Source organism: Kitasatospora sp. NPDC058046 (genome assembly GCF_042885595.1).
Classification (GTDB): Bacteria; Actinomycetota; Actinomycetes; order Streptomycetales; family Streptomycetaceae; genus Kitasatospora.
Genome location: NZ_JBHVRS010000008.1, coordinates 335,982 through 355,008, shown reverse-complemented (window position 1 = coordinate 355,008; position 19,027 = coordinate 335,982). Strand labels below are relative to the sequence as shown.

Genomic DNA, 19,027 nt, shown 5'->3' with positions numbered 1-19,027 from the left:
ACACGTCTTCGGAGGCACGCACCATGAGCAGCACGTTCTCGCTGGACCCGGGCGCGGACCAGCTCGCCGTACGCGACTGGCTGCACGGCTTCGCCGCCGACGTGATGCGCCCCGCCGCGGCCGAGTGGGACGAGCGCGAGGAGACCCCCTGGCCGGTCATCCAGGAGGCCGCCAAACTCGGCATCTACTCGCTGGACTTCTACGCCCAGCAGTACTTCGACCCCTCCGGCGTCGGCATCCCGATCGCCATGGAGGAGCTGTTCTGGGGCGACGCGGGCATCGGGCTGTCCATCGTCGGCACCACCCTGGCCGCCGTCGCGGTGCTGGCCAACGGCACCGACGAGCAGATCGGCACCTGGACCCCGCAGATGTTCGGCACCCCGGAGGACGTCAAGGTGGCCGCCTTCTGCTCCTCCGAGCCGGACGCCGGCTCCGACGTCTCGGCGCTGCGCACCCGGGCGGTGTACGACGAGGCCAAGGACGAGTGGGTGCTCACCGGCACCAAGACCTGGGCCACCAACGGCGGGATCGCCGCCGTCCACGTGGTGGTCGCCACCGTCGACCCGGAGCTCGGCGCCAAGGGCCAGGCCTCCTTCGTCGTCCCGCCGGGCACCCCGGGGCTGAGCCAGGGCCAGAAGTTCAAGAAGCACGGCATCCGCGCCTCGCACACCGCCGAGGTGGTACTGGACGGCGTCCGGGTGCCCGGCAGCTGCCTGCTCGGCGGCAAGGAGAAGCTGGACGAGCGCCTCGCCCGGGCCCGCGAGGGCGTCAAGCGCCCCGGCGGCAGGGGCAACGCGGCGATGGCCACCTTCGAGGCCTCCCGGCCGGCCGTCGGCGCGCAGGCGATCGGCATCGCCCGGGCCGCGTACGAGGTGGCGCTGGACTACGCGAGGACCCGGGAGCAGTTCGGCCGGCCGATCATCGACAACCAGGGTGTGGCCTTCCAGCTCGCCGACATGAGGACCCGGATCGACGCGGCCCGGCTGCTGGTGTGGCGGGCCTCCTGGATGGCGGTCAACAACCAGCCGTTCACGGCGGCCGAGGGCTCGATGTCCAAGCTGTACGCGGGCGAGACCGCCAAGTACGTGACCGCGCAGGCGATGCAGATCCTCGGCGGCAACGGCTTCACCCGGGAGTACCCGGTGGAGCGGATGCACCGGGACAGCGCGATCTACTCGATCTTCGAGGGGACCAGCGAGATCCAGCGGCTGGTGATCGCCCGGGCGATCTCGGGGGTGCCGATCCGCTGACCGGTCGCCGTGGTCGCCCTGGCCGGTGGGCGGCCCGAGAGCGGGTGGCCCGTCAGCGGGCGGCCCAGAAGGTGAGGCCGGCGGAGAGCGCGCCCACCACCGCGCCGACGGCCGTCTGCGCGGCGGTGTGGTCCCGCAGCACCACCCGGGACCACCCGATCAGCGGGACCAGCGCGCCGAGCAGCAGCCAGAGCGGGCCGAGCGCGATGGCGAGGCAGACCACCGCGCCGGTGGCCACGGCGGTGTGCACGGAGACCTTCCACCAGACGGTGATCACCAGGATCGGGACCAGCGAGGCGAACATCGCCAGCACCAGCGCGGTCAGGTCGGCCGGGGCGTCCAGTCCGATCATCACCGCGAAGCTGAGCAGCACCGAGCCCATGATGAGCGGGAAGAGGGTCAGCCGGCGCTGCCGTCGGCCGACGTGACGGTCCGCCACGGTGCCCTTGCGCATGCCGTGGCCGATGATCAGGGTCGGGACGACGGCGGCGAACAGGGCGGCGAACAGCGCCCAGCCGATGCCCGCCCAGCCGTAGCGGAGGCCGCCCAGCAGCGGGAGCAGCACGAGGATCACGTTCTTCGGCTCCAGGCCGTCGGTGATCCGGCGGGCCAGGGCCGTCCGGCGGGTGGGGGCGGGCGGGGCGGGCACGGCCTGGGCCTCGGTCGTCATCGGGGTGGGTGCTCCGGGGGCGGGAAGGGGTGGACGGGTTCCGGCCGGATGATCGTACGGGTGCTGCTGCGACCCCTTCCGCCGGGCCCGCACCGTTCCCGCTCGGAAGCCTTCCCGCTCGGACCCGTTCCCGTTCAGAACCGGGCGGGCCGGCCCTCCAGGAAGGCGGCCAGGCCCTCGCGGACGTCCGAGCCCTCCCGGGCGCGGAGCAGCCAGGGGGCCAGGACCTCGTCGGCCCGCTCGGGCGGGGCGTCCAGGACGGCCTTGGCCGCGCCGACGGTCTGGGCGGATCGACGGGTCAGCAGCCGGGCGAAGTCCAGGGCGGCGGCGTCCAGTTCGGCGTCCGGCAGGACGCGTTCGGCCAGGCCGAGCGGCAGCGCGTCCCGGCCGGCCACCAACTCGCCGGAGAACAGCAGGTACTTGGCCCGGGCCGGGCCGATCAGCCGGGCCAGCCGTACGGTCGGCACCGCCGGGTAGACCACGCCGAGCTTGGCCGGGGTGATCCCGAGCCGGGCGTCCTCGGCGACGAACCGCAGGTCGCAGGCGACGGCCAGTTGGCAGCCGCCGCCGACGCAGGCGCCGTGCACCACGGCGAGGGTCGGGTGCGGGAAGGCCGCCAGCGCCTCCTCGGCGGCGACGTTGGTCGCGTGGTAGGCCTCGGCGCGGTCCGGATCGCCGTACACCTCGGAGAGTTCGGCGATGTCCGCGCCCGCGCTGAAGGTGTTGCCGGCGCCGGTGAGCAGCAGGACGCGCACGCCCGGGTGGCCGGCCAGCTGCTCCAGCACCTTGGGCAGCGCCTGCCAGACCGCCAGGGTCACCGCGTTGCGGCGGTGCGGGCGGGCGAACTCCAGGACGGCGACGCCGTCCTCGCCGACGTACGCGTTGAGGCCGTCGGCCTGCGCGGGCAGGGCGGAGCGGTCCCGCGTGAGCAGCGGCTGGTCCATGCGCACCTCCGGTCGGTCGTGGTGCGCCAACTCTCTCAGGCGGCGCGGGTGCAGTAGTCGCCGAGGCCGTGCTCGAGCAGGGCGAAGGCGCGGCGGGCCTCCTCCAGGACGGCGGGCAGGGCGTCGGCGGCGCGCTCGCCGGCCAGCATCCGCCGGTGGTTGGCGGCGATCAGCGCGACCCGGACGGCGAGCAGCTGGGCGGTGGCGACCCGGGCGGTCAGTTCGTCGTGGGCCGGGTCCTGGGCGAGCAGTTCGGCGGCGAGCGCGGCGTGCGCCAGCCGGTCGAAGCCGTGGGTGGCGCGGGCGGTCAGCGCGGGGGTGCGGTGGATCAGCCGGACCACGTCGAGCACGATCCGGTCGTCGTTCAGCCCGGCGGCCGGGTCGAAGCGCTCCAGTGCGGCGAGGAACTGCTCGCGCAGCGCCGTCACCGCCGAGGTGCCCGGGGCGCGGTCGCGCACCGCCTGGGCCGGCTCGTCGAGGTGCTGCTCCATCGGGCCCATGACCAGGTCTTCCTTGGTGGGGAAGTAGTTGAAGACGGTCATCTTGGACACCTCGGCGGCGGCGGCGATCTCCGCGACCGAGACCTGGTCGAAGCCGCGCTCGGTGAACAGCGCGACGGCCGTGCGGAAGATCCGCATGCCGGTCTGGAACTTCTTGCGCTCGCGCAGCGGGAGGGCGTCGAGGTCGACGTCGGGGCCGAAGTCCTGTGCGGGTCGCATCGCCATGGGGGGACTGTACCAGGATCAAATGTTGACCCGGCAGAAAGATTGGTCGGGATGAAGAATTGACCGAGTCTAAAAACGCTGCGATGGTGAGGTCGTGCCGCCGGCCGCCCCGGCCCCGGCGCGAACCCGACGGACCCTGGGGGGACCCGACCATGGCCACCGCCGCCGCCGTACCCGCTGCCGCACCCGCGCCGCCGGACACCGCGCTGATGACCCCGGCCCAGCGCAAGCTGGGCATGCTGCTCTGCCTGGTCACGATCGTGCTGGCGGTGCTCGACATGAACATCGTGTCGGCCGCCACCGTGCCGATCGTCCGCGACCTCGACCCCGTCCACGGCGTGGACCGGCTGCCCTGGCTGGTCAGCGCGTTCGCCCTGGCCGCCACCGCGCTGCTGCCGCTGTACGGCAGGCTCTGCGACGTGTACGGCGCCAAGCGCGTGCTGCTCGGGGCCGTCGGCACCTTCCTGCTCGGCTCGGCGCTCTGCGGGGCGGCGCGGTCGATGGACCAGCTGATCGCCTTCCGGGCGGTGCAGGGCGTCGGCGGCGGCGGGCTGATGAGCGTCACCATGGTGGTCATCGCCCAGTTCAAGGACCCGGAGGAGCGCGGCGGCGCCAAGGGCGGGGCCGTGGGCGGGATCGTCGCCGGCCTCGGCATGGCGGTCGGCCCGCTGGTCGGCGCGCTGTTCACCGACCACCTCGGCTGGCGCTGGGTCTTCTACGTCAACCTGCCGCTCGGCCTGCTGGTGCTGGTCGGCGTCGCCCTGGTGGTCAGGCTGCCCCGGGCGACCGGCCGCCGGAGCCTGGACTTCGTCGGCGCGGCCCTCGCGGCGGCCTTCGCGACCGGGCTGCTGCTCGTCACCGAGTGGGGCGGCAAGGACCACGCCTGGACCTCCCCGGTGATCCTCGGGCTCGCCGCCGCCACCCTGGCCGCGCTCGGCCTCTTCCTGTGGCGTCAGGCCACCGCCGCCGAGCCGGTGCTGCCGCTGTCGCTGTTCCGGATCCGCGCGGTGCGGCTGGGCTTCGCGATCCAGGGGCTGGTCGGGATGGGCATGGTCGGCTCGATCATGTACGTGATGCTCTACCTGCAGATCGCCCGGGGCGTCGCCCCGACCTCGGCCAGCCTCTACCTGGTCCCGATGGCGGCCGGGATGACGGCGGCCGGCCTGCTGGTCGGCCGGCTGACCGGGCGCGGCCACCCGCCCCGGACCTTCCTGGCGGCCGGCGCGGCCTGCGCCACGCTCGCCCTCGCCCTGCTCGGCCTCAGCGGGCCGGACACCGCGCTGTGGGCGGTGCTGGCCGAACTCGCCCTGCTGGGCTGCGGGCTGGGGCAGCTGATCGGCCAGCTGGTCACGGTGGTGCAGGAGACCGCGCCCCGGCACCAGCTGGGGGTGGCGACCACCGGGATCCGGTTCTTCCAGAGCCTCGGCAGCGCGCTCGGCGCGGCGCTGTTCGGCACCGTGCTGACCCGGGTCTTCGAGGCGGGCGAGCCGGGGCGGCCGCTCGGCGCGGTCCGGGCGCTGACCGGGGCGGCGCACGAGCACGCGGTGCGCAGCTTCACGGACGCGGTGGACGTGGTCTTCCTGTCGGCGGGCGGGGTGCTGGCGCTGGCACTGGTGTGCGTGCTGCGGCTGCGGCCGGCCGAGCCGGCGGGGCCGGCCGGGTCGGCGGGGGTGGCGCCGGCCGCCTGACGGGTCGACGGCCGGCGGGCTGGTGGGCCGCCGGGACGGTGCGGTGAGGTGCGGTTCGGTTCGGTGCGGGGCCCGGTGGGCGGGGGAGTCCACCGGGCCCGGCGCCGTTCCCGGTTCAGGCCCGGCCGGTCCACTCGTCGGCCAGCACGGCCCAGATCTCCTTGTCGTAGCGGACCCCGTTGTACGGGTACCACTCGCGCAGCACGCCGTCGCGGGTCATGCCGACCCGCTCGGCGACCGCCCGGCTGCGGGCGTTGACGGAGGAGCACCACCACTCGGCGCGGTGCATGCCGCGGGTGGTGAAGGCGTAGTCGAGCAGCTGCTTGACGGCGGCGGTGATCAGCCCGTGGCCCTCGCCGGCCGGCTCCGTCCAGGCGCCGATCTCGCAGACGCCGGACCGGGCGTCGAAGCTCACGAACATCACGCCGCCGACCAGGGTGCCGTCCAGCCAGATCCCGTAGATCCGCTTCTGGTCGGCGGCCAGGCCGTCGGCGTAGCGCTGGAGGGTGGCGCGGGCGGACTCCAGGTCGACGGAGAAGGTGGCCCAGGGGATCCACGGGTCGGTGTGGGCGCGGGCGCGGTCGAGGTGGGTCAGGAACTCGGGCGCCTGCCAGGGCTCCAGCGGGCGCAGTTCGGCGTTCTCGGTGAGCGGTACGGCAAACACGGGCGGCCTTTCACGGGTGGTGCTGAGGTTGGCTGGACTATTCATAACAAACGTTTGGTACGTAAGATAGCCCCCATGACACCGGCCCGTGGAGACCATGACGCCCGACGCTCGGAAGTCTCCGAGGGGGTGTGGCGGGTGCTCTCCACCCGGGGCTTCGAGGGGCTGACCCTGCGCGCGGTGGCCGCCGAACTGGGCGCCTCCACCGGGCTGTTGACGCACTACTTCCCGAACAAGCGGGCGCTGCTGAGCCACGCGCTGGAGGAGCTGGACCGGCGCTCGCTGGCCCGGCCCCGGCGCACCGCCCCCGCCGACGGCAGCGCGCCGCCGGCCGGCCTGGCCCGGGTGCGGGCGTCGCTGCTGGACGTGCTGCCGCTGGACGGCGAGGCCGCCGCCGACAACCGGATCTGGGTCGGCTCCTGGGATCACGCCCTGGCCGACCCGGAGCTGGCGGCCGCCCACGCGGGCCGCTACGCGCGCTCGCGCACCGCGCTCACGGCGCACGTCGCGGACGCCCAGCGGCTGGGGGAGCTCCCGGCGCGGGCCGACCCGGCCGCGCTCGCGGCGGGGGCGCAGGCCTTCGTGCTGGGCCTGGTGGTCCAGGCGCTGTTCGCCCCGGAGGAGTTCCCGGCGGAGCGGCAGACGGAGCTGCTGGACGCCTACCTGGCCGGGCTGGCCGGGCTGGCGGGGTAGGCGGGGTAGGCCGGGGCGCTTCCGGGCGCGCCGGCCCGGCCCGGGGCGGGCTCCGGCGCGTTCGGGGTGGGGGATTCACCGGGAATTCCGGTTGTTCCGGTTGGACCCGTTTTTCGCCCCGTTTTCGCGGCGGCCCCGACACGCATGGTCACGAGTTCTGTGCGATGAGTGCGCGGAACGGTTGGTGTACGGGATTACCGACTGGTCCGGAGCGGACACGGAAAGTGTCCGCCGGAGTGGTGGCCTGCGGAATTGCGGGGTGGTGCCCCCAGCAGGATTCGAACCTGCGACCTACCGCTTAGAAGGCGGGTGCTCTATCCGCTGAGCTATGGGGGCGGGACGGGCGGTGCCCTGGCGGGCGCGACCGTGGCCGGGATCGGGCTGGCGAGCGCCGGGGCGCGCGCTGTCCGGCCCCGTACCTGAGGGTGGGGGTGGGGGTGGTGGGCCCTCGCCCTGTCGGGGACAGGATAAGGGTGACCGGTTCCCAGGCCGGGTGTGACGACACCGCCGTTGGTGTGTCGGTTCGGTGGAGCGGTCCGATAATCGCAGGTGAAGGCCGTGAGTGCAGCGGTCTGGGAGTGTTCCGCGCCGGACGTTGTGCAGTCGTTACGGGGCTGCCTCCTCACCCGTTATGGATTCGGCACGGAGAATGCGGCGCCGACGGTGCGGGTGGGGGCCTTAATCGCGGTTGCGCCGGTCGTATGACGTGCGCGGACGGCCGTCGGGGCGCCTTCCGGGGCGCGTTCCCGGGCGGGTTCCGGGGTGCGCCGGCCGGGCGGCGAGCAGCGAGTTTGTTGTCATGGCCGCGAAGAAGCGGGGTCGAAGCGGCGGCGGAAGGCTGAAATTCACCCCTGCGGGTGACAACAGTTCCACAGGCCCGAGTTATCCACAGGATTTCGGAAGTCGGTGGCCCGGATTTCCCCCGAAGTGCACGCTCAAGGCGCACCGGTCGATTCCGTACGGTGCATCGGCGAGAACGGAGGGTGTGCCGTGAGCGAGACGCATGTGACGGTGATCGGCAATGTGGCGACGGAGGTGAGCTACGGCGAAACCAGCGGCGGGGTGCCGATGGCGAACTTCCGGCTCGGCTGTACCGAGCGGCGGTACGACCGGCAGCGCGAGTGCTGGGTGGACGGCGAGACGCAGTGGGTGGCGGTGACGGCCTGGCGGGCGCTGGCGGTCAATCTGATCGGCTCGCTGTCCAAGGGCGATCCGGTGCTGGTGAGCGGCCGGCTGCGGGTGCGCGAATGGACGGAGGGGGAGGTGAAGCGGAGCCGGGCCGAGATCGACGCCCGATCGGTCGGACACGACCTCGCCCGTGGTACCACGGCGTTCCGGTGGGCGGCGGGGGTGCGCGGGCAGCCGCCGGGCGGCGCCGGTCCGGTCGGGGCGGAGGGCGGGGGCGAGGCCGTGCCGGGGTGGATCGTCAGCGCGGTGGAGGCGCGCAGGGGCTCCGGGGCGCCCCCGGCGGCGGTCGCGGCACCCGTCGTCCGGGCGCTGCCGCCGGGCGGGCGGCCGGCCGCGGGGGAGTCGGGCGAGGTGTCCGGGGCGGAGCGGGGAGGTGGCGCCGAGGATGCCCTGACCTGATCGGTCGGTGACCTTCCCTGTCGACAAATATGTTGATCGAGAACGTCGTTGTGCCCGCACGCGCAATCCGACCGGATAACAGAAAGCGGCCCGGGACTTTCTGGCCGACCGTCAGCTTGTGTGGGACCTGAGGGGATTGATAACGATCCAGATACGGAATCGTCCTGATTTCGCATGGGGGTTTCCGGGCCTCTGGGGCTCAATAGGATTCGTCTGGTTCATACCCGTAGCAGTGCCACAGGGGGCACGCGCGGAACGGCAAGTCGGCGGGCCGCCCACTCGGTGCGGCCCGGCCCGGAGGGATCCCAGATGTTCCAGAGGCAGGGGCGGAGTCTGTCCCGGATAACCACTGTCATGCTCACGACCAGCTTGGCGCTTGGCGGAGGCCTGTTCGCGGCCGGTGCGGCGGTCGCGGCCGGCGCCCCGACCTCGGGCGTGACGGCGGAAGTCCAGAACGAGATGCTCGGCGAGAAGATCGACGTCGAGGGCAAGGGCACCGTCGACGGCGGTCTGTTCACCCTCAAGACGGCTGCCGGGGAGAAGCTCCGGACGTACTGCATCGACTTCGACAACCCGGTCTACCTGGACAGCGGCGCCAAGTACCACGAGGCGGACTGGGCGTCGAGCTCGCTCAACAGCAACGCGAACGCCCCCAAGATCCGCTGGATCCTGGACAACTCGTACCCGCAGGCCAGCCTGACGTCCCTCGCGACGGCCGCCGGCGTCGACAGCCTGACCGACGCGGACGCCGCCGCCGGCACCCAGGCCGCGATCTGGAAGTTCTCGGACAACAAGAACGCCGTCCCGCGCAACGACAAGGCCAAGAAGCTGCGCGACTACCTCGTCGGCGACGCCAACAAGGGCGTCGCGGCCGAGCCGAAGCCCTCGCTGACCCTCTCCCCGGACTCGGTCTCCGGGAAGTCGGGCGGCAAGCTCGGCCCGTTCCTGCTGAACTCCAGCGCGAACGAGGTCAAGCTGACCGTCACCGGCGACGCCGCGGACAAGATCAAGCTGCTGGACAAGGACAGCAAGCCGGTCAACGGCAGCCTGGCCGGTCCGATCGGCAAGGACACCCCGCTGTTCCTGGACGTGCCGGCCGGCACCCCGGACGGCAAGGCCGCCATCAACGCCACCGCCGAGGCCACCGTGCTCAGCGGCCGGGTCTTCATGAGCGGCGTGGACTCCCGCGGCCGCCACAGCCAGACCATGATCCTGGCCGGCTCCACCAAGGTGAACGTCGCCGGCGGCGCCAAGGCCACCTGGAAGCAGGGCAAGGGCGCGCTGATCGACAGCACCGCCAAGGAGGAGTGCGCCACCGGCGGCGTGCGGGTGTCCGTCACCAACAGCGGTGACGAGGCCGCCACCGTCACGGTCGGCAAGCAGCAGGTCGCCGTCCAGCCGGGCAAGACCGAGAGCGTGCTCGTCAAGGTCGAGGAGAAGGCGCACTACGACTTCACCGTGACCGGCCCGAACGGCTACACCAAGCAGTTCACCGGCGTCCTGGACTGCAAGGTCGGCGTGACGCCGACCCCGGCCCCGACCACCCCCGCCGCGACCGGCACGCCGTCCGGCACCCCGAGCGCGGCCCCGTCGGGCACCCCGAGCACCGGCGCCGGCCAGCCGACCCCGGCGACCACCAGCGCCGCCCCGGGCACCGGTGGCCTGGCCCAGACCGGTGCCAATGACTCCACCCCGATCCTCGCCGCCGTCGCCGGTGGCCTGGTCGTGGCCGGTGGCGCCGCCGTCTTCGTCCTGCGCCGCCGCGGCCGCCACGGTCGCACCACCGCCTGAACCGTCCGAACCGCCTGAGGCGCCCGAAGCGCCCGAAGCGACGGAACCGCCCGAGCGGGCCGGGGGTCACCGACCTCCCGAGGCCCTGAGAGCGGCACCGGCCCGGCTCCCCGCACCCGCTGCGGGGAGCCGGGCCGTCGCGTTTCCCGGGCGGGCCTCCGGGGGCGTCGGCCACGGGGCGGCGGGGCCCGGGGTGGGCGGGGTGCCGGCCGGGGAGAGGCGGCCGGGAGGGCGGGAGCGGGGGCACCGGGCGGCCGCGGTCCGGGCGGCGTGGCCGGGGCGGGCGGGAGCGCCTCCGGATACCCCGGTGGGGTCATCCAGGCGATTCGGGCCTCAGGGCCGGGTGCGGCACAATGGAAGGCTGCAAGCCGAATACTCCCGACGACGCCGGAGCGATCTCACGTGGCGGAATACATCTACACGATGCGCAAGGTGCGCAAGGCTCACGGAGACAAGGTCATCCTTGACGACGTGACGCTCAGCTTCCTCCCCGGAGCGAAGATCGGCGTCGTGGGCCCCAACGGCGCCGGTAAGTCCACCGTGCTGAAGATGATGGCCGGCCTGGAGCACCCCTCCAACGGCGACGCCTTCCTCTCGCCCGGTTTCACCGTCGGCATGCTGCTCCAGGAGCCGCCGCTGGACGAGACCAAGACCGTCCTGGAGAACGTCGAGGACGGCGTCAAGGAGATCAAGGGGAAGCTCGACCGCTTCAACGAGATCGCCGAGCTGATGGCGACCGACTACTCGGACGCCCTGCTGGACGAGATGGGCAAGCTCCAGGAGGAGCTGGACCACGCCAACGCGTGGGACCTGGAGGCCCAGCTGGAGCAGGCCATGGACGCCCTGGGCTGCCCGCCCGGCGACTGGCCGGTCACCAAGCTCTCCGGTGGCGAGAAGCGCCGCGTGGCGCTCTGCAAGCTGCTGCTGGAGTCCCCCGACCTGCTGCTGCTCGACGAGCCCACCAACCACCTGGACGCCGAGTCGGTGAACTGGCTGGAGCAGCACCTGGCCAAGTACCCCGGCACCGTCGTCGCCGTCACCCACGACCGGTACTTCCTGGACAACGTGGCCGGCTGGATCCTGGAGCTCGACCGCGGCCGCGCGATCGGCTACGAGGGCAACTACTCCACCTACCTGGAGTCCAAGCAGTCCCGCCTGAAGGTCGAGGGGCAGAAGGACGCCAAGCGCGCCAAGCGCCTCAAGGAGGAGCTGGAGTGGGTCCGCTCCAACGCCAAGGGCCGCCAGGCGAAGTCCAAGGCCCGTCTGGCCCGCTACGAGGAGATGGCGGCCGAGGCGGACAAGATGCGGAAGCTGGACTTCGAGGAGATCCAGATCCCGCCGGGCCCGCGCCTGGGCAGCATCGTCATCGAGGTCGAGAACCTCAACAAGGCCTTCGGTGAGAAGGTCCTGATCGACGACCTGAGCTTCACCCTGCCGCGCAACGGCATCGTCGGCATCATCGGCCCGAACGGCGCCGGCAAGACCACCCTGTTCAAGATGCTCCAGGACCTGGAGACCCCGGACAGCGGCACGGTCAAGGTCGGCGAGACGGTCAAGATCAGCTACGTCGACCAGACCCGCGCCAACATCGACCCGAAGAAGACCCTCTGGGAGGTCGTCTCCGACGGTCTGGACTGGATCAACGTCGGCCAGGTCGAGATGCCGTCCCGCGCCTACGTGTCGGCCTTCGGCTTCAAGGGCCCGGACCAGCAGAAGCCGGCCGGCGTGCTCTCCGGTGGTGAGCGCAACCGCCTGAACCTGGCGCTGACCCTCAAGCAGGGCGGCAACCTGCTGCTCCTCGACGAGCCCACCAACGACCTCGACGTCGAGACGCTCTCCTCGCTGGAGAACGCCCTGCTGGAGTTCCCCGGCTGCGCCGTGGTCATCTCCCACGACCGCTGGTTCCTGGACCGGGTGGCCACCCACATCCTCGCCTACGAGGGCGAGAGCAAGTGGTTCTGGTTCGAGGGCAACTTCGAGTCGTACGAGAAGAACAAGATCGAGCGGCTCGGCGCCGACGCCGCCCGTCCGCACCGGGCCACGTACAAGAAGCTGACCCGAGGCTGACACCCAGCCGTCACAACGGCCCGGCAGACTGCCCTCCGGGGCGGCCTGCCGGGCCGCGGCCCGTCGCCGACCGCCCGCCGCCCCGGCGGTGGACGGCGGCGGGCGACCGGACACCGAGGAGAACTCCCGTGGCTCGCCACATCTACGCCTGCCCGCTGCGCTGGTCCGACATGGACGCCTTCGGGCACGTCAACAACGTGGTCTTCCTGCGCTACCTGGAGGAGGCCCGGATCGACTTCATGTTCACCCAGGCCGCCGCGGCCGGTGCCGGGGAGTTCGCGGGCGGCTCGGTGGTGGCCCGCCACGAGATCGACTACAAGCGTCCGCTGGTGCACCGGCCCGAGCCGGTCACCATCGAGACCTGGGTGACGAAGATCGGCGGCGCCTCGCTGACCGTCTCGTACGAGATCAAGGACGTCGCCGAGGACGGCAGCGACATCGTGTACGTCCGGGCGTCCACCGTGGTCGTCCCCTACGACCTGGCCGAGGGCCGGCCGCGCCGGATCTCGCCGGTGGAGCGGGAGTTCCTCGGCCGCTTCATGGACGAAGAGCCGGTAGTCGCCGCCGTCTGACCGCACCCGACGATTCGAGCTGAACCACTGTGACCATCACCGCCCGTCTCGCCCTGACCGACACCGGGGAGGCCGCCGACCTCTCCGCCTTCCTGCTGCGCCTGCTGCGCTTCGACCGGGCGGCGGCCGTCCGGATCCAGGCGGTGGGCCCGGGCGAGGGAGACGGCGTGCTGGCGGTCTTCGGACGGCTGCCGCTGGGCGACTCGGGCGTGCTGGCGATCCGCACGGCCCGGCTGGACGGTCTGGACGAGCCGGTGGACCTGACCGTCTCCGCGGGCCAGCTGCTGGACGGCGTGGACGCCGGGTCGGGCGCCGTCGCGCTGCCCGCGCCGGTGACCGGTCCGGCCTGGGCCGGGCTGCTGCCGCCGCGCACCGGCTGGCGCCCGGTCGGCACCCCGCCGGCGGCCGAGGTGTGCCGCGAACTGATGGCGGCGGTCGGGGAGTTCCGCGAGCGCAGCGAGGCCGTCCCGGAGCACCACCGCACCCGCGCGGTGCTGGACCGGCTGGCGGACGAGGTGTGGTCCCGCCCGGTCTCGGTGCTGCCGGAGCTGCCGCTGCGCGCCGTCCACGCCTCCTACCGGATCGGCTTCCTGAGCCCCGAGGCGCCGCTCTCGGTGCACCGGGCGGGCGGCTGGCTGCGGTTGAGCTCCCCGGTGGGCTCGGTGGTGGTGCGGACCGCGGCCGCGCCGGGCGCGGGGCTGGGCCTCAGCCCGCTCCGGTAACGGAGGTCCGGGGCCCGGCCCGCCCCGCCGAGGAGCGGTCCGGGCTCAGCCCGGGGTGTTGATCATCGAGGCGGCGGCGTAGACCAGGTACTCGAGCAGCTGCTGCTCGTGCTCGGCCGGCAGCTCCAGGTCCGCGACGGCCGCCCGCATGTGGGTGAGCCAGGCGTCGTGCGCGGCCTTGTCGACCTTGAACGGCGCGTGCCGCATCCGCAGCCGCGGGTGGCCGCGCCGCTCGCTGTAGGTGCGCGGGCCGCCCCAGTACTGCATCAGGAAGAGGGCCATCCGCTCCTCGGCGGGCCCGAGGTCCTCCTCGGGGTACATCGGCCGCAGCAACTCGTCCTCGGCGATGCCTTCGTAGAACCGGTGGGCCAGCCGCCGGAAGGTCGGCTCACCGCCGACCTGGTCGTAGAAGGTCTCCTCGCTCAACGTGCCTCGCCGGATCTCTCTCACCCGACCATGGTCGCAGACGCCGACGGGGTCGTACACCGGGACCAAAGGCGTACGACCCCGTCGGGAGGGGACCGGCGGACGTCGGCGTAGCAGATCAGCGCCGGACGGTCAGTCCTCCCAGCGGAACAGCTTCCAGGAGATGCCGGTCAGCACGGCCGCGAAGAGCAGCAGGCCGCCCATGGTCGGCACGGCGTCCATGACGCCGCCGCCGCGGGTGAGCACCGACTGGGCGGATTCGACCAGGTAGTGCAGCGGCATGACCTTGGAGACGGCCTTCAGCCACTCCGGGGCGCCGTCCAGCGGGAAGAACGAGCCGGACAGGAAGGACATCGGCAGCACGATGATCTGCGAGATGCCGTTGGCCGCCTCCTCGGTCTTGGCGACCGAGCCGGCCAGCAGGCCGATCGACATGAAGGCGAGCGTCGCGCAGGCCACCAGCGGGATGACCAGCCACCAGTTGCCGGTGAGTTTGAGCCCGAAGAAGCCGGTCGCGACCACCAGGAAGACGGCGGTCTGCAGGAACGCGGTCAGCAGCGAGACCAGGATCCGGGAGCTGATCACGGTTCCGGCGCTGAGCGGGGCCAGCCGCAGCCGGCGCAGCACCTTGGTCTTGCGCCAGTTGACCAGGGTCAGCGCGGCGCCGAACACCGCGCCGGTGGCGACGGCCCAGCCGAGCAGGCCGGGGGTGAGGAACTGGATCGGCTTGAGCGACTTGTCCTCGACCTGCTGGGAGTCCAGCACGAAGGCCGGCTTCTGCCCGGTGGCGGCCTGGTTGGCGCTCTGGACCACCGAGTTGAGGATGCCCTGGAGCGCGCCGGCCCGGACCTGGTCGGCGGCGGTGTAGCGCAGCTCGACCGTGCCGTTCGGGCCCTGCTTGATCAGCGCGTCGTAGTCGCCCTTGCGGACCTTCTCCAGCGTGCCGGCCTCGTCGTCGGTCTTCGTGATGGTGAGGACCTTGTCCAGCCCGGCCCGGTCCTCGCCCTGGATCGAGTCGAACAGCTTCACCGCGCCGACCTGCGCCACCTTGGCGTGCGGGCTGCCGGAGCCCTTGGTCACGGAGCCGAAGAAGACCAGGAACACCAGCGGGAACAGCAGGATGAAGAAGGCCGCGGTGCGGTCGCGCTTCATCCCGAGCAGCATGGCGCGGGACAGGCTCCAGAACGCGCTGACCCGCTCCCGCTCGCCGGCGGCCGGGCCGCCGCGCCGGGCGGGGGCCTGCGGCTCGGTGGGGGTGGTGGCGGTCATGCGCGGAACTCCCGTCCGGTCAGCTGGAGGAAGACGTCCTCCAGGGTGGCGCCGCGCACTTCCAGGCCGCGCAGCGCGTTCTGCTCGGCGAGGACGCTGAGCACCGGAGCCGGGAGGCGGGTGGAGACGGAGAGCGAGACGCTGTCGTCCTCCAGGGTGGCGATCTCCGCGCCGGCCGCGGTCAGCAGCTCCCGGGCGCGCTCGAGCGGGAGCTGGCCGGAGGCCACGCTGATCCGGACGGTGTCGTCGATCTCGCGGATCAGCGCCGCCGGGGCGCCGGTGTGCAGGATCTTGCCGTGGTCCATGATCGAGACCCGGTCGCAGAGCACCTCGGCCTCGTCGAGGTAGTGCGTGGTCAGCACGACCGTTCGGCCCTCGGCGTTGATGTCCCGCAGGAGGTCCCAGAGGTTGCGCCGGGCCTGCGGGTCCAGCCCGGTGGTGGGCTCGTCCAGGAAGACGAGCTCCGGGTCGTGGGCCAGCGCGCAGGCGATCGACAGGCGCTGGGCCTGGCCGCCGGACATCTGGTCGGTCAGGGTCTCGGCCTTGTCCGAGAGGCCGACCCGCTCCAGCATCGCGTCGGCCCGCTTGGGGCCGACCCCGTAGAACGACGCGAAGGTGCGGATGGTCTCCCGGGCCGTCAGTTTCCGGAAGAAAGCGGAGGCCTGGAACTGCACGCCGATTCGCGGCAGCAGTTTCGGATTTCGCGGCCAGGGCGCCATGCCCAGCAGCTCGACCCGGCCCTCGTCCGGTTTCCGGACGCCCTCCAGGATCTCCATCGTGGTGGTCTTCCCGGCGCCGTTCGGGCCCAGGATCCCGTAGAACTCGCCGGCCTCGACGGTGAACGACACCCCGTCGACGGCCTGCACATCCCCGTACCGCTGGCGGATGCCGTCAGCGGATATAGCAGCAGTCATGTGGCCTGAGCCTAGGGGCAGGGAAGGCTCCGGCGCACGCCCGCGGCGGCGAATTTGCGGATATTTTGAGGATGGCCCAAACAAATCCGGGCCGGGCGGATGTCGAATTCCGCCCGGCCCGGCCGGAGTTGTCACCGACGTGTGGTCAGGTAACGATTTGACGGGTTTTCAGTCGGAGAATCCCCTCCGACCGACGGCCGGTCAACCGCGGTGCACGGTGATGGTGGTCCAGGCGCCGATGTGGATCCGGTCGCCGTCGTTCAGCGGCACGGCGGTGTGCGGCGGGACGGGCTCCGCGCCGCCGTTCATGGTGGTGCCGTTGGTCGAGTCCTGGTCCACCAGGACCCAGCTGCCGTCCGCCTGTTCGGCGAGCAGCGCGTGCTGGTGCGAGGCGCCCGGGTCCTCCGGCGGGACGGACAGGTCGATCTCCGGCACCGTGCCGCGGTGCTGGCTGCGCCGCCCGATCCGCAGCTGGCCGCGGCCGGTCAGCGGGATCCGGCGCTCGGGGCAGTACGGCGGGAAGAACAGGCCGGCCGCCTCGGGGCCGCTGCGGGCCATCATGTCGGTGAAGTAGTCCCGGTCGGCCGAGACCACGGCGATCCAGTTGGTCCGCACCGGCTCGGCCGGGGCGGTCTCCTGGGGCTGCTGGGGGACGGGCGGGGCCAGGTTGAACGAGGTGCCGAAGTCGCCGCCGCGGCTGTTCGGGCCGGGGCCGGTCGGCTGGGCGTACACCGGGCCGGAGTCCTCGCGCACCGAGGTGTCGGGGAACGCGCCCTCCGGCGGCGGGTAGCCGTAGGTGTGCTGGTGCGCCGGGGCCTGGGGCTGCTGGGGGACGGGCGGGGCGACGGCCTGCTGGGCCGCCGGCGGCTGGCCGAGCGGGGACTGCCCGAGCGGCTGCTGGCCGAACGGCGGCTGGCCGTGCGGCGGTTGTCCCGCCGGGGCGTGGCCGTGCGGCGGCTGACCGGCCGGGGCGTGGCCGTGTTGGGCCTGCTGCGGCGGGCCGCCGTAGGAGGCCGGGATGTTCAGCGGCGGCTGCTGCGGCGGCTGTTGCTGCTGCTGTGCCGCGCCGGGCACCTGGCGGCGCGAGGGCGTGGAGAGCTCGTAGTCGTAGCCGCACTCCTCGCAGAACCGTCCGGTCTGCGGGCTGCGGCAGATCGGGCAGACGGCCAGGCCCGCGGTGAGGCCCTGCGGTCCGGCCTGCGGCGGGACGGCCCCGTGCGGGGGTACGGCCCCGTGCCGGCCCGGGGGCACCAGGCCGGGCGGCGGCAGGGGTGCCCCGTGCGGCGGGACGGCCCCCGGCGGCATCGGCGGCGGAGGCGGCGGAGCGCCGAAGGAGGCGCCGCCGTACCCCGGGTGTCCGGAGTGCGCGCCGGGCGCGGAGTCGCCCCCGTGCGCCCCCGGGTAGCCTCCGTGCGCCCCCGGCGCAGGGGCCGGCGGAGTCATCGGGAAGCCGCAGAAGTCGCACCAGTCCTCGGCCTGCGACTCGTGGCCCCTCGGGCAGATCGGCATCAGGTCCCCCTCGTTTCGGGCCGGCTCCGTGCGGCGTCGCGCCGGGGTGCCGGCCCGGTCACGTCTTCAGCGGTCACTTCTTCACACGTACCGTCTTGGTCGACCGGGTCTCAAGGGTCATCGAGTCGGCCTCGCTCACGTTCTTACGGAACCGAACCGTACCCTCCTTCGGGTCCACCACGTCCACCACCTTCTGGAGCAGCTTGTAGGTGCCCTCGTTCCCGGTCGCGTGGGCGATCCGGACGGCGGCGCCCAGCTTGGCGGTCGCCCGGTCGACGTCCCCGGCCCGGTGGGCCTCCAGGCCCTCCTGGATGGAGGAGGCGAGCTCGGCCTGCCCGGTGTAGTGGGCGACCTGCGGGCTGATCCGGGTGGAGGAGGCCAGGTCGTCGGTCCAGACCGCCTTGACCAGGCCCTGGGTGAGCACCTCGGGGGTGCCGCCGGCGACCTGCTCGGGCAGCACCAGGCTGATCCGGGCGGCCAGCATCTCGTTGCCGACCGAGGCGGCCGGCACCTCGACGCAGACGTGGTAGTCGCGGCTCTCGTCGCCCCAGGAGCCGGTGGGGTAGTCGCCGGCCCGGGGGCCGGCCTCGGTGCGGCGGGAGCTCAGGTCCTCGACCGCGGGGGCGACCTGCTTGACGAACCGGACCCTGGCGTTGGCCGGGGTCCAGATCCGCAGCGCGACGTCGGCGACCTGCTTGCCCATCGCGCCGGCCATCATCGAGCGGAAGTCCTCGGCCAGGCCGGAGGGCTCGGCGACGATGTCGGTGGTGCCGAGCAGCGCCGAGGAGATGCGGCGCAGCTCGTCGATCCGCCAGTCGGTGCCCACGCCGCGGCAGTCGGCGGTGAAGTGGCCGGTCACCCGTTCGACGGTGCGGGCCAGGTCCTCGGCCGACTCGTGCTCGTTGTTGCCGTCGGTGAGCAGGACGGCGTGCCGGATGGCGATGTCGCGGCGGGTGAGGAAGAGCTGGTCGGCCTTGGCCAGCCAGGTGCCCATCGCGGTGCCGCCGGCCGCGGTGAGCCGGCGCAGCGACTCCTTGGCCTGCGCGCGGGTGGTGGCGGAGGCGGTGGCGAGGGTGCCGTCGCCGGGGTAGATGTCGCGGGCCTCGTGGGTGCCGGCGACGACCGCGAAGGCGGTGCCGTCGCGCAGCGCGTCGATGGCGGCGGCGGTGGCCTCGCGGGCGCCGTTGATCTTGGTCTTGGGGTAGTCCATCGAGCCCGAGCAGTCCACCAGGACGACCACGGCCGCCGCGGTGCCGGCGCCCGCCGCGGTGGCGTCGGCGAAGCCGAGGGGCCGGCCGCCCGAGGTGCCGCCGCCGGTCGCCGTGACGGTGACGATGGCGTTGACCTCGCGGGCGCCGTCGGCCAGGTACTCGTTCTGGAAGATCTCCACGTTGAACCTGGGCAGGTTCGGCTTCGCCAGTGTTGCCATGGGGCGGTCGGCTCCCGTCGGGTGAGGGGTGGACGTGCTCAGGACGGTGGGGCGGCCCGCCGGGCGGGGCCGGCGGGCCGTGCCGCCGGAGCGTCCGGCGGGTGGTC

General features: G+C 73.0%; 17 protein-coding genes and 1 tRNA gene. 8 read left to right on the top strand and 10 right to left on the bottom strand.

The genetic code is table 11. The annotated features are described in order from the left end of the window. Window positions 1–23 precede the first annotated feature (23 nt). On the top strand, window positions 24–1,250 hold the full coding sequence (locus ACFVU7_RS19485) for an acyl-CoA dehydrogenase family protein (RefSeq protein WP_049655719.1): 1,227 nt from the start codon (window positions 24–26) through the stop codon (window positions 1,248–1,250). 52 nt (window positions 1,251–1,302) lie between these two features. On the opposite strand, the gene ACFVU7_RS19480 is transcribed toward ACFVU7_RS19485, so the two are convergent. The 3 genes from ACFVU7_RS19480 to ACFVU7_RS19470 all read right to left on the bottom strand — a co-directional run bounded on the left by ACFVU7_RS19480 (window position 1,303) and on the right by ACFVU7_RS19470 (window position 3,589). Next, window positions 1,303–1,920: a hypothetical protein gene (locus ACFVU7_RS19480; RefSeq protein ID WP_388046116.1), complete on the bottom strand. Its 618-nt coding sequence runs from the start codon at window positions 1,918–1,920 to the stop codon at window positions 1,303–1,305. Between the two features lie 134 nt (window positions 1,921–2,054). Further along, window positions 2,055–2,864: an enoyl-CoA hydratase/isomerase family protein gene (locus ACFVU7_RS19475; RefSeq protein WP_079272763.1), complete on the bottom strand. Its 810-nt coding sequence runs from the start codon at window positions 2,862–2,864 to the stop codon at window positions 2,055–2,057. Between the two features lie 35 nt (window positions 2,865–2,899). After that, window positions 2,900–3,589 carry a TetR family transcriptional regulator gene (locus tag ACFVU7_RS19470; protein ID WP_241853153.1) on the bottom strand — a complete coding sequence of 230 codons (690 nt, stop codon included), beginning with the start codon at window positions 3,587–3,589 and terminating at the stop codon, window positions 2,900–2,902. Between the two features lie 152 nt (window positions 3,590–3,741). Here ACFVU7_RS19470 and ACFVU7_RS19465 point away from each other — a divergent pair, with 152 nt between their 5' ends. Then, window positions 3,742–5,277, top strand: coding sequence for an MFS transporter (locus tag ACFVU7_RS19465; RefSeq protein WP_388046115.1), 1,536 nt, complete (start codon window positions 3,742–3,744; stop codon window positions 5,275–5,277). Between the two features lie 115 nt (window positions 5,278–5,392). Here ACFVU7_RS19465 and ACFVU7_RS19460 read toward each other — a convergent pair whose 3' ends face one another. Further along, window positions 5,393–5,941: a GNAT family N-acetyltransferase gene (locus ACFVU7_RS19460; protein WP_388046114.1), complete on the bottom strand. Its 549-nt coding sequence runs from the start codon at window positions 5,939–5,941 to the stop codon at window positions 5,393–5,395. Window positions 5,942–6,016: 75 nt separating this feature from the next. Here ACFVU7_RS19460 and ACFVU7_RS19455 point away from each other — a divergent pair, with 75 nt between their 5' ends. Beyond that, window positions 6,017–6,634 carry a TetR/AcrR family transcriptional regulator gene (locus tag ACFVU7_RS19455; RefSeq protein WP_380739237.1) on the top strand — a complete coding sequence of 206 codons (618 nt, stop codon included), beginning with the start codon at window positions 6,017–6,019 and terminating at the stop codon, window positions 6,632–6,634. A gap of 260 nt (window positions 6,635–6,894) precedes the next feature. Here ACFVU7_RS19455 and ACFVU7_RS19450 read toward each other — a convergent pair. After that, a tRNA-Arg gene (locus ACFVU7_RS19450) sits at window positions 6,895–6,970 on the bottom strand. 654 nt (window positions 6,971–7,624) lie between these two features. On the opposite strand from ACFVU7_RS19450, the gene ACFVU7_RS19445 reads away from it, so the two are divergent. The 5 genes from ACFVU7_RS19445 to ACFVU7_RS19425 all read left to right on the top strand — a co-directional run bounded on the left by ACFVU7_RS19445 (window position 7,625) and on the right by ACFVU7_RS19425 (window position 13,373). Then, window positions 7,625–8,221 carry a single-stranded DNA-binding protein gene (locus ACFVU7_RS19445; RefSeq protein ID WP_388046112.1) on the top strand — a complete coding sequence of 199 codons (597 nt, stop codon included), beginning with the start codon at window positions 7,625–7,627 and terminating at the stop codon, window positions 8,219–8,221. Between the two features lie 354 nt (window positions 8,222–8,575). Next, window positions 8,576–10,012 carry a Cys-Gln thioester bond-forming surface protein gene (locus ACFVU7_RS19440; protein ID WP_181970694.1) on the top strand — a complete coding sequence of 479 codons (1,437 nt, stop codon included), beginning with the start codon at window positions 8,576–8,578 and terminating at the stop codon, window positions 10,010–10,012. A 402-nt stretch (window positions 10,013–10,414) separates the two neighbouring features. Further along, window positions 10,415–12,079 (top strand): energy-dependent translational throttle protein EttA, encoded by a 1,665-nt coding sequence (gene ettA / locus ACFVU7_RS19435; protein WP_049657863.1) that lies wholly within the window; start codon window positions 10,415–10,417, stop codon window positions 12,077–12,079. Window positions 12,080–12,207: 128 nt separating this feature from the next. Further along, a complete protein-coding gene (locus ACFVU7_RS19430; RefSeq protein WP_387974798.1) occupies window positions 12,208–12,651 on the top strand; it encodes an acyl-CoA thioesterase in 444 nt (147 codons plus the stop codon). Window positions 12,652–12,686: 35 nt separating this feature from the next. Then, the gene (locus ACFVU7_RS19425) at window positions 12,687–13,373 is read left to right on the top strand and encodes a hypothetical protein (protein WP_074005626.1); all 687 of its coding nucleotides are present in this window, start codon (window positions 12,687–12,689) and stop codon (window positions 13,371–13,373) included. A gap of 45 nt (window positions 13,374–13,418) precedes the next feature. On the opposite strand, the gene ACFVU7_RS19420 is transcribed toward ACFVU7_RS19425, so the two are convergent. The 5 genes from ACFVU7_RS19420 to ACFVU7_RS19400 all read right to left on the bottom strand — a co-directional run bounded on the left by ACFVU7_RS19420 (window position 13,419) and on the right by ACFVU7_RS19400 (window position 18,920). Beyond that, window positions 13,419–13,823 (bottom strand): globin, encoded by a 405-nt coding sequence (locus ACFVU7_RS19420; protein WP_049657871.1) that lies wholly within the window; start codon window positions 13,821–13,823, stop codon window positions 13,419–13,421. A gap of 108 nt (window positions 13,824–13,931) precedes the next feature. Beyond that, complete coding sequence (locus ACFVU7_RS19415) at window positions 13,932–15,068, bottom strand: ABC transporter permease (RefSeq protein WP_079272765.1); 1,137 nt, start codon at window positions 15,066–15,068, stop codon at window positions 13,932–13,934. Continuing rightward, complete coding sequence (locus ACFVU7_RS19410; protein WP_049657872.1) at window positions 15,065–15,982, bottom strand: ABC transporter ATP-binding protein; 918 nt, start codon at window positions 15,980–15,982, stop codon at window positions 15,065–15,067. Before ACFVU7_RS19410 ends, ACFVU7_RS19415 begins: the two co-directional genes overlap by 4 nt. Window positions 15,983–16,183: 201 nt before the next feature. Next, window positions 16,184–17,491: an FHA domain-containing protein gene (locus ACFVU7_RS19405; protein ID WP_388046110.1), complete on the bottom strand. Its 1,308-nt coding sequence runs from the start codon at window positions 17,489–17,491 to the stop codon at window positions 16,184–16,186. A gap of 73 nt (window positions 17,492–17,564) precedes the next feature. After that, the gene (locus tag ACFVU7_RS19400; protein ID WP_049660919.1) at window positions 17,565–18,920 is read right to left on the bottom strand and encodes a VWA domain-containing protein; all 1,356 of its coding nucleotides are present in this window, start codon (window positions 18,918–18,920) and stop codon (window positions 17,565–17,567) included. Window positions 18,921–19,027: the final 107 nt, after the last annotated feature.

What these genes read in the sequence shown, in the direction of transcription:
- ACFVU7_RS19405 (WP_388046110.1), bottom strand. Translation starts at nt 17,491, where the DNA reads ATGCCGATCTGCCCGAGGGGCCACGAGTCGCAGGCCGAGGACTGGTGC.
- ACFVU7_RS19415 (WP_079272765.1), bottom strand. Translation starts at nt 15,068, where the DNA reads ATGACCGCCACCACCCCCACCGAGCCGCAGGCCCCCGCCCGGCGCGGC.
- ACFVU7_RS19480 (WP_388046116.1), bottom strand. Translation starts at nt 1,920, where the DNA reads ATGACGACCGAGGCCCAGGCCGTGCCCGCCCCGCCCGCCCCCACCCGC.
- ACFVU7_RS19455 (WP_380739237.1), top strand. Translation starts at nt 6,017, where the DNA reads ATGACACCGGCCCGTGGAGACCATGACGCCCGACGCTCGGAAGTCTCC.
- ACFVU7_RS19485 (WP_049655719.1), top strand. Translation starts at nt 24, where the DNA reads ATGAGCAGCACGTTCTCGCTGGACCCGGGCGCGGACCAGCTCGCCGTA.
- ACFVU7_RS19470 (WP_241853153.1), bottom strand. Translation starts at nt 3,589, where the DNA reads ATGGCGATGCGACCCGCACAGGACTTCGGCCCCGACGTCGACCTCGAC.
- ACFVU7_RS19440 (WP_181970694.1), top strand. Translation starts at nt 8,576, where the DNA reads ATGCTCACGACCAGCTTGGCGCTTGGCGGAGGCCTGTTCGCGGCCGGT.
- ACFVU7_RS19475 (WP_079272763.1), bottom strand. Translation starts at nt 2,864, where the DNA reads ATGGACCAGCCGCTGCTCACGCGGGACCGCTCCGCCCTGCCCGCGCAG.
- ACFVU7_RS19410 (WP_049657872.1), bottom strand. Translation starts at nt 15,982, where the DNA reads ATGACTGCTGCTATATCCGCTGACGGCATCCGCCAGCGGTACGGGGAT.
- ACFVU7_RS19465 (WP_388046115.1), top strand. Translation starts at nt 3,742, where the DNA reads ATGGCCACCGCCGCCGCCGTACCCGCTGCCGCACCCGCGCCGCCGGAC.
- ACFVU7_RS19400 (WP_049660919.1), bottom strand. Translation starts at nt 18,920, where the DNA reads ATGGCAACACTGGCGAAGCCGAACCTGCCCAGGTTCAACGTGGAGATC.